Origin of the sequence: Vibrio sp. YT-17 (assembly GCF_033337375.1) — a bacterium.
Classification (GTDB): domain Bacteria; phylum Pseudomonadota; class Gammaproteobacteria; order Enterobacterales; family Vibrionaceae; genus Vibrio; species Vibrio alginolyticus.
This window is the reverse complement of the sequence record NZ_JAWOQP010000015.1, coordinates 46,181-59,819: the sequence shown is the minus strand read 5'-3', so window position 1 is coordinate 59,819 and position 13,639 is coordinate 46,181. Positions and strand designations below refer to the sequence as shown.

The window sequence follows — 13,639 nt, the reverse complement described above, 5'->3', positions numbered from 1 at the left end:
TTCCATTGTAAGTAATAATCTGCCCAAGTTTTCATAGTTTCCCGAGATATTCCGTGAACGTACAAAGATATGTCATTGCAGGAGGTGCTTCCCTTGCCATCCATGCCGCACTTCTTTTTGTTTCTCAAGAGACAAAGGTGTTCGCGATGCCGGCTGGAAACCCAGCAAGTTCGGTAAGTCTAAATCTTGTGTCTGCTCCTCCCGCTGTCGAAAAATCTACACCAGAAAATGTAGCGCCACCAAAAGAGCAGCCTCAAGACCAACCTGAACCAGAAAAGAAGATTGTAAAAAAACAGGTCGTCAAGAAAGACGCTGTTAAGAAGAAGGTAGTAGAGAAAAAACCTGAACCGGTTAAACAATCTAAACCTAAAGCGGTCGAGCCCACCAAAACCGTAACAAAGCAAAAGGTTCAGCCCGAAGCGAAACCAAAGAAAAAAACGGAACCGGTGAAGAAAGAGACGGTAGCTCAACAATCCGCACCTGCGAGCCAATCCAAAGGGGCAACATCTCAGCCTGTCTTGGTCGACAAACCAACGTTTGTGAGTCAACCAACACAACCCCGTTACCCAAGGTCTGCACAAAGACGCGGTATTGAAGGTGTAGCCTTGTATGAGATATGGCTAGATGAGAATGGTAACCAGATTAAACAGGTTTTGATTGAGTCTTCCGGCACAGAGTCGCTAGATGCCTCAGCACTTCGTGCGATCAAACAGTGGCAATTTACACCACATATTTCAGGTGGGCTAAAAGTCGCTCACCGAGTACAAGTACCTGTTCGTTTTAAGTTGGATGGATAATGGAACAACTACAAGAATTACAAACTCAATTTGGGCTGATGACATGGCCTTTGATCATTTGCTCAGCTCTAACCGTGATGATCATCGCCGAGCGATTATTCCATGTGTTAATTAGCCTTGGTGTAGGAAAGCGAGCCATTCGCCAAAAGCTCACAGGATTAGACCCAACAAATGGGAGCGAGCTTGAAGCACTTGCTGAAGAGTTGTCGAATAAGCGGCCGCTTCTGTACCGTGGTGTTGCGATGTTGCTTGCTCATCATTCTTTCTCGAAATCTTTAAGAGAAGATGCCGCAGGTATTTGGCTGCAAGAAAAACGCCATCAGCTGCATTCCGGCCTTCGTTTGCTGACGCTGATTGGTGTCATCAGTCCTTTAATTGGCTTGCTTGGTACGGTACTTGGCTTAATTGACATGTTTAAAGGCATCGCGGTTTCAACGGGGAATATCACTCCGAATGATTTGGCTGACGGCCTAGGTCTTGCTATGCGCACCACTGCCGCGGGTCTCATTATCGCACTTCCTGCCATTTCAGGAGCGCAGATCATTGGTTTGTGGGCGGATCGTGTAATCGCCAAGCTTGAGCACACTTTAAACTACGTCAACTTATGGCTTGAAGGTATCTCGTTACAGCATGTCTCGCCAGACCACTCAAAAGTAACACTGCGCTCTTCTGAGAAGATTGAGGCTGCAACTCAATGATTAAAACACCACAAGAAAATAGTCGTAACGGTTTAACCCCCGATTTAACACCGCTGTTAGACATTATTTTTATCGTCATGGTTTTCCTGATGTTAACCGCAGCGGTCAAACTCGATTCATTAGACGTCAATTTACCGAGCACAGAATCTCAGGCTGTTGCAGATGTCGATAAGCAATCCATCACGGTAAATATTCTTAAAGACGAGCCTTACTGGGCTATTAACGGCAAGACATATATCGATTGGGACAACTTTACCCTCGCGCTGTTAGAAGAGAGTAAGTCAAGCGATAAACCGATTGTAATTGGAGCAGAAAAAACCGCGAATATTCAGTCGCTAGTACAACTTCTCGGCTTTTTACAAGAAAACGGAATTCAAGCAACTCAGTTACTCACTGAAGAGCCATCATAAAAATAAGTAAGATAGAGATCCTTTCAAAATGAAGAACACACGCATCACTATTCATGCTGTTGTCACGGCAGCTATTTCCCTACTTGCGAGTAGTCAACTTTTTGCCAATGAAACGCCATCCTCAGAGCGCGTTGTTAGCGCAGGCAGCGCCGTCACTGAACTCTTGCTTGAACTCGACGCTAAAGATAGCTTGGTTGCTATCGACGTCACCAGTCAATTACCAAAAGGAATGGAACTGCCTAAAGTGGGCTACCATCGTCGTCTTTCAGCGGAGGGGTTGCTCGCCTTACGTCCGACAAAAGTCATTGGTTCTGATGAGATGGGGCCGAAAACAACATTGAGCCAATTGAAATCGGCTGGCGTAGATGTAGAAATCGTTAATACTGATGCAAATGTCGAGGGCCTTTATCAACGTATTGATCAAATTGCGAACCTTATGGATCGCAAAGCTCAAGCTGAAAGCTTAAAGCAAGATGTCCAGGCGCAAGTACAAGCACTCAATGCAAACCAACCTGATCAAGCGAAGAAAAAGAAAGTGCTCTTTCTGCTGATCCATGAAGGGCGACCTGCAAATGTTGCGGGCTCACAAACGACACCCGATGCAATTATTCAACTCGCCGGCGGACAAAACCCAGCCGCTACACAACTCTCGTCTTACAAGCCTCTATCCACAGAAGCGATGGTAGAGATGCAGCCTGACGTGATTCTTGTTAGTGGTCGCAGCTATGAAACGTTGGGTGGTGCCGATGCAATTTTAAAAGCAATGCCGCTTCTTGCTGCAACACCCGCTGGAAAGAACAAAGACATCATAACGATTGATGGCCATGCTCTGGTAGGTGGTTTGGGCCTTAAAAGCCTTGCAGAAGCTAAACGCTTGAATGCACTGCTTTACCCATAGAGACATGACATGTTGTTAAGACGCATCCCCCTTTCAACGACGTTATCAGTGCTTAGTGGATTTTTAGCATTTATTGCTATCGCCTCTATTACCGTTGGCCCAATGAACATTAGCTTTACTGACAGTTTGCGTAGCCTAACGGGAGGCAGTTCTGATCTCGCTCCTCACATTCAGTTGGTCATTAACGAAATCCGATTGCCTCGAACCATTTTGTGTATGTTCATCGGCGCCATTTTAGCAATTTGTGGTGTGGTTATGCAGGGCTTGTTCCGTAACCCATTAGCCGAGCCTGGTATCATTGGTGTGTCTGCTGGCGCTGCTCTTGGTGGTGCATTCGCTATTGTTGTATTTGCTGAATTTAGCCAAAACTATCCGCAACTAATGAACTTAGCGGCTCTGCCTCTTTTTGCTTTCCTTGGCGGTGCACTAACGACTATTCTCGTTTATAAACTCGGCACAAGTAAGTTTGGTACCTCAGTTACAATTATGTTGTTAGCCGGCGTTGCCATCAGCGCGCTCTCGGGTGCTGCGATTGGCTACATGAACTTTATCGCAGATGATCAGATGCTGCGAGACTTGACGCTTTGGTCGATGGGCTCATTAGCTGGTGCAAATTGGTCAGGGATTGCTCTATCTGCTGTAACACTCGTCATCCTATTGCTCTGGTTTCAGAAGAAGTCGATGGCGCTGAATGCTCTGTTGTTAGGGGAATCAGAAGCAAGACACTTAGGAGTTCCGGTTCAAAAACTCAAACGTCAGCTTATTTTACTTTCTGCACTGGGTGTTGGTATTACGGTGAGCATCAGTGGTGCAATTGGCTTTATTGGGCTCGTGATTCCTCACTTAGGGCGCATGCTCGCTGGGCCTGACCATCGAACGCTATTACCAATATCTGCCTTAATGGGAGCACTGCTTCTTACTGCCGCAGATATGTTTGCTCGTGTTGCTGTGGCACCAGCTGAATTACCAGTTGGAATCGTGACCGCATTGATTGGCGCGCCCTTTTTCATCTACTTATTGTTCCAGCAAAAAGGGAAGATTTTGTAATGAACCAGATCGTTTTATCGGGGAAAAACATTTCGATGACGTATGGCAACCGTGTGGTGCTCAATGACATCAACATTGATATCCGAGCTGGTGAAGTGACCGCCCTACTCGGCCCCAATGGCGCAGGTAAAAGTACTTTGCTCAAGCTTCTATGCGGTGAGATCTCTTCGAATCATCACATCACCTACTTCGGTAAACAAAAGCATGATTGGGAGCCTGAAAAAAGCGCCAAACATATTGCAATGCTCCCGCAGCACAGCACCTTAACCTTCCCATTTCTAGCCAGAGAAGTCGTAGAGTTGGGGGCAATACCGCTATCACTGTCCAATAAAGAAACCACTAAACTGGCTTTACATTACATGGAACAAACCGACGTATTGCATTTAGCAGAAAGCCTGTACCCGTCTTTATCTGGTGGAGAAAAGCAACGACTGCATCTAGCACGAGTGATGACACAACTACATCAATCTGGCGAAAAACGAATCTTAATGCTTGATGAACCTACCTCAGCGTTGGATCTCGCCCACCAACACAACACGTTAAAGATTGCTCGTGAAACGGCAAAAGCACAAAACGCAGCGGTGGTTGTGGTGTTACATGACTTGAATCTAGCCTCTCAGTACGCAGACCGCCTTGTACTCTTGCATAACGGGAAACTAGTTTGTGATGACACGCCATGGAATGCACTAACGTCAGAGCGCATTGAGCAAGTTTATGGCTATCGATCTATTGTGACAAAACATCCGACGCTAGACTTCCCTCAAGTGCATGCCGCAGCATAAAGCGTATCTCCTCTAAGCCGTCTCTAAAACACTTTGATACGACAAAGGCCCGCAATATGAGAATTGCGGGCCTTTGCTTTGATAGTGGCAGAATTTGGTGCTTTAAAGGCTATTACTTGCTCATTTGGATCAATGATCGACCAATCAACCACTCAAGCTCTTTGTCACCACCCGCACCAAACTGGCTTTCAACCATTTTGTATAAGCGGTCAATACCATTAGCAGCAAATTCTTGCGCATTTTCAGCGGTGACAATGTGATGGAATAGCAGTCGTAAAATCGCGAGAAACTCAGCATCTTCCAGCGCTTTAATCCAACTTTGTGAAAATGCATTTAATCCTTTATCAAACTCTAAGTGTTCAATAAACATTTTAAAGATACGGCCATCCAGTGCGGCGGTGAAGTCCGTTTTCTTAGGGAAGTGATGGCTAATACCGGTACGCGATATACCTGTCTGCTGGCTTAGCGTCGTGTACGACATTTTGTCGTAACCTAATCTGAGTAGCTGATCAATAACGGCATCCATGATCTTTTGGATAGTGATTTCGGTATCTTCTTTACTACGCTTTGGCATATTTTAAGCTCTTCTCTTTGTAAATCCATCTAACTCACTATTAAATGAGGCCAGAATGAAATCATTCTTAGCATTATACCCGGCTCGCCGATGCGGTTCGATTAGCGAAAACCTAGAAATCAGGTTGCTAAGCGCTGCACTTGAAAGCGCTTTGGGTATATGTATTGCGACTATTTAATATCATGTCGAGTTCCAAACCATAACGTCTTTACACTGCGTAATGTGTAATTTTCAGTTATGTTTTTGTCAATACATGCTACTCAAAATAAGGCGAAAAGTTAGTCTCATCAAAACCTTGCGCCAATTATTCATCGAAACTATTCAAAGACCAAGAATGATAATTATTAAAAATAATCAATCAAGAAATAGTCTTATAAATTAACCATTAGTTCAACTGGACTGAGCAAAATCTCGTCACTATGTTCGTTAATTGATTTTAAATGTTGATATATATCACATTAACGTTCTTGATGATTTAGTAATCCAATCTTTAACCCTTACTTAACAAGTGCCTATTCTGTTCCTTTTTTACGCAAAAGTCGTCATTTTTGTAGATACAGATCAAATACCTGATAGAATACCCTTAGTATTTACAAGAGGATTCGTTATGAGTGTCGAATTAGAAAAAAACCAAGTATGTGAGGCCTGCGGCTGTGCTGGCGAGATTGGCTTTATCATCAAAGAAGGTGACGAAGTTGCCGACGTAACGGTTTTCGCACAGACAAAAACAGAGCTAGAGTCTGAACTACAAAAATACATCGAGCTCGCTAAATCAGTATGTGCTGATGTTGAATACAATGTTTCAGAAATAACCGAAGAATCGAACCAAGCGACGACTCGATTCAAATTTGAAGTAAGTGCTGAAAAACTTATCTTTGAATTAAAAACTCGCTCACTCGCGCGTTAATGAAAAAAGCGAGCATGATGCTCGCTTTTTATTTTTCCAATCTCTTAATCTTAAACCGCTCTAAATGAAACAGACAACTTCGGCGCGTTTATTTATCTTTTTTGAACACGACCCACTTTAACGAGCCATTGGTTTCAAAATCGTTCTCAGCGGTACACATCAGTAATACGCCTTCAACATTAATCACGGCCCCTGTGGTGTAGGCTTTATCATCGTAGTAACAGATACGCTGACCTACCTTACCGTCAGCAACTATTAGCGCTTTGTTTTCTGGTGTACTGTATGATTTAGCAAAAACGGAACCCGACAGCAGTACTGCAAAAACACCAGCGGTAAAAATAGATACACTTTTTAACTTCATGAAAATCTCCCTCAAACCTCAATAATACTAACAAGGACCCTTGTGAAGTTCTTGGAAGAATCTCATATTATTCAAATATCTACTGATATTTTTCTCACCTCTACACTTGGGTCTGCTTCACATTCAATCATTTAATTTATCTCATTTTAGTAAGCTTGAAGTTACTTAGCTCAGTAAAGAAGCGCACACTTTTAACGTGTATCTCTAATTTGAATATTTAAGTTATGAATCAAAAACTGTGAGCAAAAAATGCATAATAGGTTTATTTAAGTATAAGATAAGCACCTGTTGATCTCGGTATTTAACTAACTCTTTGACTATGCGTTTTGTTTCCCTATGCCTTACTTCAATCCTACTCTGCTCGTCTCCTTTGGCATATGAGCTAGATTACTATTCTAAGTTTGGTCACATCGATAATTACGGCAATCTTGATCTTAGAAACAAGCCTTACACCCAACTACCCTCTGGCCTAGTGGTAAAGGGCAACTTAAACATCTCACAAACCCCTATCAAAACCTTGCCTAAAGGGCTTGATGTTGAAGGCAGTCTGGAAGCAACTAACAGCGCACTCAAAGTTATTCGCTCAGGAACAAAGATAAAAGGCTATGCAAACCTACTAGGTAGTAAGATCGAAAACTGGCCTAAAGGCATCAAACTAGGCGGTTACCTAAATCTGACAGATACACCGTTAAAAGCGCTTCCAGCTAAACTTCGAGTAAAAGGTGATCTAAGTGTTATTCGCACTCCCATTTCTGAACTTCCTGAAGGATTGGTGGTTGATGGTAATCTTTATATTGGAGGATCAGCGCTGAAAGTATTTCCAGACACAATGACGGTGAAAGGGAATATCTATTTAGGTGGTAACAGGATCACCAAATGGCCTAGCAATTTAACCCTTGGTGGCGCCGTCGCACCTTAAAGAGCAGATAAACAAAAGCCCCGGCAGACCGAGGCTTTAAGGCATTCTGAATCAACAGAGTTCAGTGACGAAAGTTACTCTTGGTTATTCACAGGATTGGCATAGCTCGCCACCAAATAAGGTCTTGCGCCTTCAGGTAGCTGATCCAACTTATCCGCGAGATGACGCTTAACCGCTTCCGTAATGATGCTCGAATCTTCATGCCCAGCAGCTAACAAGTTGATTGGGTACAACTTGTAGTTGTTGTGAATTTGGCGGTCGATTTCACCAGCAAGAGATTCCGGCGTTTCAAACTCTTGCTCAATCACATCACCAAACGCAACATGTACACGGCCTTTATAGCCAACGATACCTTGAATGATGCTTTCGATATCTTCAAATTCGCCTTTTTCATAGCGGCCATTTTCTGCTTTTTCGTACAGCTCTTTTGCTTTGGCAATGTCACATGGATCATTTTCATAGGCAATCGAGACAGGAACGATTTTCAGAGAACGCGTGTACTCACCAAAGCTGATCTTTTGTTTACGACCTTCAACATGGAACATTTTTAAAATCGCAGGATCAGTAAAGTCGTTTCCATCTTTAGCACGGCCTTCCTTTTGGGCAATCCAAATTGAATTGCCAGTATCAAGCGAATGTTTGATATAGCTTGAAAGTTGTCCCAATGCTTTCATCATTTCTCTAGGCGCTTTAGCAGAGCGCTTAACGATGAAGCTCTTATTGAGTCGCATCAATTCTGTCGCACATGGCTTCTTCAGCAGGTTATCGCCAATCGCTATACGAACTGTACGGTGCCCACTTTGGTACAAGCCATAGTTTACGAGCGCAGGGTCCATCGCAATATCACGGTGGTTAGAAACGAATAGGTATGACGTGTTTTTATCCAGCTTATCCAAACCAGAAAAAGTGACGCCATCCGTTGTCTTATTCAATGTATCTTTCAGATACTTCTTCACTTCAATCTGAATTGCTTCGACAGAATCAAGCTTGCTCCACTTAGCTTTCAGGTAGATGCGCAGGATCGGGCTCATTAGCGTTTTGAACCACGCTGCTTTATTAGCAAAGCGATGTTCTAGGATAGCAGTGATAAATTCATCATCTTGGATTAGACGATCCAGCGCTGCTGGAATTTCTTCGTCGTTGTAAGGACGAATTTCAATATAAGGATCGGTATTGGCTGTCATTGTTCATTACATATCAAAAAAAGCTGGCACATTTTACGCATAGTTTTGCTGACAAGCAGCATTTCAACCCATACTTTTAACATGGTCATACCAGTTAAGCCACCATTTATCATGCTAAAAAATTCTCTCAGCAGGTTGGAATCGTATGGGTTTAACGTTACCCTTAGCGCCAAAAAACACTGGTACTCATAATGAACTACGCAATTGAATTTCACGACGCTAAATACCCCTTTCTTGATGTAGCTGCGCGTAAAAAAGCACTGAAGCACAGTCTATTGTCTGTCATCGAAGGGTTAGCCGTCATTAAATTGGGTAAGCAGGAGTATGCCATTGAACCAGGCCAATATTTTTGGATTCCTCAAGGATGTTTGAGCTCCCTCACCTTTTTACCTAATTCTCGTGTATATCGTTGTGATTTTTCTGTGCGTTTAAATGACGACTTCTCACAACAAGCGGGCTTTGTGAAGCCTTCACCGCTACTAAAAGCGCTCGTCGAGAAGCTAGCAACAACTGCCGAACGCTCGGATCTGCAAACCGATCTACTGACAGTAGTAAGACATGAAGTATTGACGCTGTCTCCTAAACTAGCGCACTCAACGTTAACGAGAACCATCAATCAATGGACTCCTGGCTGTGACATGAATATTTCTAAAGAGCTTTGCTTGGTACTAACACTACGTGAAGCAAGAAAAATGAAACTGTCGGGGAAGAAGGAAGAGCAAATTGTTGACTCTCTTTTTGCTGGTAACACCGAAGAATATGAACAGCTTTGCTTTTTAGTCTTTGGAGAAGCGCTATAACTTGCTCTTTAACAAGCTACGTTTTCAGCATTACGTAGAGTTACGGATACAGAAAGTAGAGATTCAAGTAAAAGCAAAAAGGGCGTACATTGATAATGTACGCCCTTTTTTCATTTGCTTGAGGTGTCTAGAAAGGTACTTCTATCTGCATCATCCAGTCAGCGTCATAATATTCGTGCCAACGATAATCAAACCGCATTCTTGGCTGTCCGTCGGATTTATCACCAAAACCAACGCTGAACATCAACCCGTGACTACGAAGCCACTCTTCTGTATCCATTTTACTCTCTTCGTCTCGGAGCTCTTCCGGCATCCAAAAACCAAGACCAAAGTAATTCTTTTCTAAGTTTTGAGTTAGAAGTGGGGTGTCTTCCGGCTTAATCGCCCACTCCTCCCAATAGTTTTCTGTTGGTCCTTCAAGCTTCGCTTCCGCTGCATACCAAATCAATGCTTCAGTACTTAACACGCCGATGGAATCTAAAATTTCTTCACAGATTGGAAGCGTGTTATCTTCAAACACCACGGAACGATCAGAAAAATAGTTACACGCGGAATGAGCTTGTGTCACCACAAGCAGCGCACATGCACTAAATAAAACTACTCTGACCATGAAAATCTGACCTCTCAGTTCCCAGACAATGTTTCTCTGTATAAGCCTTTACTAAGTAATAAATCACGTACGGAAGGTGTTGTATAGGCGCCGATCTCTTCACCCTCGGCCAATGCTTTGCGAATATCTGTGCTTCTGACTTTTACTTTTTCAGGACATGCCATAACAGTCCAACGTTCCGTAATCTCTTCAGCTCTACTAAATTTAGCAAATTTGAAGAAATTATCAGGACCAATGACAAAAGTTATATCGGCAGTTGGGTAAATTTCTTGAATTTTTTCTAACAACGCATAGGTCGTCACACTTTGTCCAGGTTGGTATAAAGCTTGCTCTGCATCAGAACGCTGAACATTAGAAAGCCCCATATCCTTGATGAACGCGTCAACCATTTTGCACCGAGTTGGGTAATCAAGCATGTTCTTGCCCCAAGCGTGTGCAATGCTTGGCTCAAGTAGCACAAGATCAAAGTGGCTCAAAGACTCAATAACACTTTTATGCCCTAAACTAGGTGGGTTAAATGCACTACCAAAAATGGCGATTTTTTTCATATCCGGTGATTACCTGGTTGAAGAGAGTTTTCTAATCTGATGATTTCGGTATGATACTACTAATCTTTACAGCTTTTGACCCTAAAGTCGCGTTTAATGAGCCTCAACTGTATGGTTTATCACCATTTGAGCAAATGCGCTTTAGAGTCTGAAATATTTGCAGGAAAAGGAACCCTAAATGGAACAATCCATCCGTGACGAAATGCGCGTACTCCCTTCAATTGATCCGCATTTTGAAATTGAACGCCGTGTCGCTTTTATTAAGCGTAAATTGCAAGAAGCGGGCTGTAAGTCTCTTGTTCTTGGCATCAGCGGTGGCGTTGACTCAACGACATGTGGTCGTTTAGCTCAGTTGGCTGTAGACCAACTAAACGAAGAAGCGGGCAACAATAGCTACCAATTTATCGCAGTTCGCCTGCCTTACGGGGAGCAAAAAGATGAAGATGAGGCTCAGCTCGCTCTGTCTTTTATCCAGCCAACCCATTCTGTATCGGTGAACATCAAAGCAGGTGTTGACGGGCTTCATTCGGCTTCTCACGTTGCATTAGAAGGCACAGACCTTCTACCAACTGATGCAGCAAAAGTCGACTTCGTAAAAGGCAATGTAAAAGCGCGTGCTCGCATGGTTGCTCAATACGAGATCGCGGGCTACGTAGGCGGCCTTGTTCTTGGTACTGATCACTCAGCAGAAAACATCACTGGTTTCTACACTAAATTTGGTGATGGCGCTTGTGACATGGCACCATTGTTCGGATTAAGTAAGCGCCAAGTTCGTGAAGTGGCTGCTACATTGGGTGCACCTGAGCAACTAGTGAAGAAAGTGCCAACGGCAGACTTAGAAGAGCTTGCTCCACAGAAAGCAGATGAAGATGCCCTACGCCTAACTTACGAGCAAATCGACGACTTCTTAGAGGGCAAACCTGTTCCACAGCAAGTGAGTGACCGTCTGGTAGCGATTTACAAAGCAACGCAGCACAAACGCCAGCCAATCCCGACGATTTACGACTAAGCGATATTTTCAGCTCTCTTTAAAACTCAAAACGCTGCTAAAAATAGCAGCGTTTTTTTGTCTAGGAACAGTTTTTGTCGAATGACAAAGTTGCTCTCGCCTAGTTGGTTACTGTTACGTCCGTCTCTGGCACAGCACAACACGCCAACACGGTTCCCATTGCACGTTCCTCATCAGTCAGCGCGGGCACGTCCGGATGATGAACTTGCCCCGACGTAAGCTGAACTTTACACGCGCCGCATAAGCCAGCACGACAGCTATTGCTGATGACCTTCCCAGCATCTTCGAGCTGATCTAACAACGTTTTTTGGTTGTTGCCTACGACTTTAGCTCCATTAAAGTCAATAGCGAGACTTTTCTCTGGCTTTGACGTAAGAGAAGAAACTCCAAACGCTTCTTGATGGTAGTTTTCCTCTGGCAGCCCTTTTCTTAGTAGAAGACTTTTTGCTTTATCCATAAAGCCATCCGGGCCACACACAAACACCTGCCGCTGTTCAACATCTTTGATTTGCTTAATGTGTGACAAACTTAAACGCCCTTTCAAACCAAACCAATCAACAGCAGGTTGCGTTAAACAGACTTTTACTTCTAGCCCTGGGTGCTCACGCTTTAACTGCTCCAACTCTGAGCGACAAGGAATATCATTCTCGGTGCGACATTGATGGTAGAAAACCACATTATCCAACTGATTGTGATCCGCTAAGTAACGCACCATTGATAACATTGGTGTTACTCCGCTACCCGCAGAGAGTAACAGCAGAGGCTGCGCTTCATGCGTTTTAAGGTGGAACTGACCGTCAGGTTGTTCTGCCTCTAAAACATCACCGACTTGTAAGTTGTCTAAGAGTGAGTTAGAGACTCTTCCACCCGCGATACGCTTTACAGAAATAGCATAACGACCCGGGCGAGAAGGACTGGATGATAAGGTATAGCGTCGACCCACTTTCTTACCATCAATATTCACCTCTATTGGCAGGTGTTGTCCTGGCAAGTAATTAGGCAACGAACCTTTGTTTGGCTCTAACCATAAGGTCACAAAGTCTTGGGCAATTTCTTCACGCTCAACACATGTAAGCTTCATGCGCACTGGCGAGTTATCTGCGTAAAACTCCGGCTCTTTGTACTCCAATACTTCAACTTTATCGCCTTGACGAATAATGCCTTCATTTCGCGCGACAAGATTCTGGCCAAAGAACACACCACCGACATCGTTTGCACGGAACTGTTGCAAGGTTTTGAGCGGCTCTTTGCTCTCACGGAATGTGCCTCTTTGGGTATTCACCGTAGTCAGGATACAGCGCTCGCAAGGTTTGAGAGACTCAAACTCTACCTCACCGATTCGTATGCGCTTCCATGAATCTTCTTCAAATGGCTTAGTATCAGAGACAACTAAGTTAGTACGAAACTGATCCATTGAGTGTAGCTCTGAACTTCTTCGGTTCAGCTCATCAAGTGAAGCTTGGCTGATCACTAAAACCGGATAACCATCAGCAAAACTGACGTTTTGACCTAGCTTTTCACGGACACGATTCGATTGCTCACCACTAAACAACAACTCAACGCGCTGCCCCAACACACGACTAAACCAGTCATCTGCATCATCTGTCGTGGTATAGGCAGTAAACGTATCTTTCCAAACCGTTGCAGGTGTCTCCTGCATTTTGAAATCTTGGTAACGGATTTTAAGTGGCTCCATACCCAAACTACTAAACACCACTCCATCGGACAATAAGGCAGACTTAATGGTTACCATTTGCGGATACTTTCGCGCAGTGATCATCGAGCCATCAGCTTTCGCAATCATAAAGCGACGATCGAAGCTCAATCCTTGCTTCTCAACCCATACGGACGACAGCGATAATCCGCCAACTGACTTAACCGGAAAAACATTAATTTGGGATAAAACGGGTTGCAACATAGCCTTCTTCCTACGGGTGTTTTTTATTTGTTGCGGTATTGTATACTCAAATCACATTAAGTTGCAGAGTCTGCTGCCTCTTCATCCATTTCAACTTTCTCGAAACCATATTCTTATAAATTTGGTTTTAGTGACAAGTATTTACTACACTCAATATTCGCGTTTTTTAACACCGTT

General features: G+C 43.7%; 16 protein-coding genes. 10 read left to right on the top strand and 6 right to left on the bottom strand.

Translation table 11 applies throughout. The features are described 5' to 3' along the window. Positions 1 to 53: 53 nt before the first annotated feature. From R7F67_RS15410 to R7F67_RS15385, 6 genes are read left to right on the top strand one after another with little or no spacing between them, the layout of a single operon-like run. Positions 54 to 797, top strand: a complete 744-nt coding sequence (locus tag R7F67_RS15410; protein WP_025998667.1) for an energy transducer TonB — start codon at positions 54 to 56, stop codon at positions 795 to 797. Beyond that, positions 797 to 1,495: a MotA/TolQ/ExbB proton channel family protein gene (locus tag R7F67_RS15405; protein ID WP_005385044.1), complete on the top strand. Its 699-nt coding sequence runs from the start codon at positions 797 to 799 to the stop codon at positions 1,493 to 1,495. The genes R7F67_RS15410 and R7F67_RS15405 overlap by 1 nt, the downstream gene beginning before the upstream one ends. Continuing rightward, positions 1,492 to 1,905 carry an ExbD/TolR family protein gene (locus R7F67_RS15400; RefSeq protein ID WP_005375322.1) on the top strand — a complete coding sequence of 138 codons (414 nt, stop codon included), beginning with the start codon at positions 1,492 to 1,494 and terminating at the stop codon, positions 1,903 to 1,905. The genes R7F67_RS15405 and R7F67_RS15400 overlap by 4 nt, the downstream gene beginning before the upstream one ends. 28 nt (positions 1,906 to 1,933) lie before the next feature. Then, complete coding sequence (locus R7F67_RS15395; RefSeq protein ID WP_005375320.1) at positions 1,934 to 2,803, top strand: hemin ABC transporter substrate-binding protein; 870 nt, start codon at positions 1,934 to 1,936, stop codon at positions 2,801 to 2,803. 9 nt (positions 2,804 to 2,812) lie between these two features. After that, positions 2,813 to 3,850, top strand: coding sequence for an iron ABC transporter permease (locus R7F67_RS15390; RefSeq protein ID WP_318057259.1), 1,038 nt, complete (start codon positions 2,813 to 2,815; stop codon positions 3,848 to 3,850). Next, positions 3,850 to 4,632, top strand: coding sequence for a heme ABC transporter ATP-binding protein (locus tag R7F67_RS15385; RefSeq protein ID WP_053303821.1), 783 nt, complete (start codon positions 3,850 to 3,852; stop codon positions 4,630 to 4,632). The genes R7F67_RS15390 and R7F67_RS15385 overlap by 1 nt, the downstream gene beginning before the upstream one ends. 112 nt (positions 4,633 to 4,744) lie before the next feature. Here the strand turns inward: R7F67_RS15385 and R7F67_RS15380 are convergent, their stop codons facing one another. Beyond that, entirely contained in the window at positions 4,745 to 5,206 is a 462-nt protein-coding gene (locus R7F67_RS15380) for a TetR/AcrR family transcriptional regulator (RefSeq protein WP_005385033.1), read from the bottom strand. A 607-nt stretch (positions 5,207 to 5,813) separates the two neighbouring features. Here R7F67_RS15380 and R7F67_RS15375 point away from each other — a divergent pair. Further along, positions 5,814 to 6,113, top strand: coding sequence for a DUF406 family protein (locus R7F67_RS15375; protein WP_318057258.1), 300 nt, complete (start codon positions 5,814 to 5,816; stop codon positions 6,111 to 6,113). An 88-nt stretch (positions 6,114 to 6,201) separates the two neighbouring features. Here the strand turns inward: R7F67_RS15375 and R7F67_RS15370 are convergent, their stop codons facing one another. Next, positions 6,202 to 6,474 carry a YnjH family protein gene (locus R7F67_RS15370; RefSeq protein WP_005375306.1) on the bottom strand — a complete coding sequence of 91 codons (273 nt, stop codon included), beginning with the start codon at positions 6,472 to 6,474 and terminating at the stop codon, positions 6,202 to 6,204. A gap of 319 nt (positions 6,475 to 6,793) precedes the next feature. Here R7F67_RS15370 and R7F67_RS15365 point away from each other — a divergent pair, with 319 nt between their 5' ends. Beyond that, positions 6,794 to 7,393: a hypothetical protein gene (locus R7F67_RS15365; RefSeq protein ID WP_017821237.1), complete on the top strand. Its 600-nt coding sequence runs from the start codon at positions 6,794 to 6,796 to the stop codon at positions 7,391 to 7,393. Between the two features lie 74 nt (positions 7,394 to 7,467). Here the strand turns inward: R7F67_RS15365 and R7F67_RS15360 are convergent, their stop codons facing one another. Further along, complete coding sequence (locus R7F67_RS15360; RefSeq protein WP_005385027.1) at positions 7,468 to 8,577, bottom strand: 1-acyl-sn-glycerol-3-phosphate acyltransferase; 1,110 nt, start codon at positions 8,575 to 8,577, stop codon at positions 7,468 to 7,470. Between the two features lie 191 nt (positions 8,578 to 8,768). Here R7F67_RS15360 and R7F67_RS15355 point away from each other — a divergent pair, with 191 nt between their 5' ends. Next, complete coding sequence (locus R7F67_RS15355) at positions 8,769 to 9,377, top strand: hypothetical protein (protein ID WP_005375302.1); 609 nt, start codon at positions 8,769 to 8,771, stop codon at positions 9,375 to 9,377. 127 nt (positions 9,378 to 9,504) lie between these two features. On the opposite strand, the gene R7F67_RS15350 is transcribed toward R7F67_RS15355, so the two are convergent. Continuing rightward, the gene (locus R7F67_RS15350) at positions 9,505 to 9,987 is read right to left on the bottom strand and encodes a hypothetical protein (protein WP_017635276.1); all 483 of its coding nucleotides are present in this window, start codon (positions 9,985 to 9,987) and stop codon (positions 9,505 to 9,507) included. 14 nt (positions 9,988 to 10,001) lie between these two features. After that, positions 10,002 to 10,535: a nicotinate-nicotinamide nucleotide adenylyltransferase gene (locus R7F67_RS15345; RefSeq protein WP_005375300.1), complete on the bottom strand. Its 534-nt coding sequence runs from the start codon at positions 10,533 to 10,535 to the stop codon at positions 10,002 to 10,004. A gap of 178 nt (positions 10,536 to 10,713) precedes the next feature. Between R7F67_RS15345 and nadE the strand changes: the two genes are divergently transcribed. Beyond that, positions 10,714 to 11,544 carry an ammonia-dependent NAD(+) synthetase gene (nadE, locus tag R7F67_RS15340; protein WP_005385021.1) on the top strand — a complete coding sequence of 277 codons (831 nt, stop codon included), beginning with the start codon at positions 10,714 to 10,716 and terminating at the stop codon, positions 11,542 to 11,544. A 100-nt stretch (positions 11,545 to 11,644) separates the two neighbouring features. Here nadE and R7F67_RS15335 read toward each other — a convergent pair whose 3' ends face one another. Next, positions 11,645 to 13,462, bottom strand: coding sequence for a hybrid-cluster NAD(P)-dependent oxidoreductase (locus tag R7F67_RS15335; RefSeq protein WP_017635277.1), 1,818 nt, complete (start codon positions 13,460 to 13,462; stop codon positions 11,645 to 11,647). Positions 13,463 to 13,639: the final 177 nt, after the last annotated feature.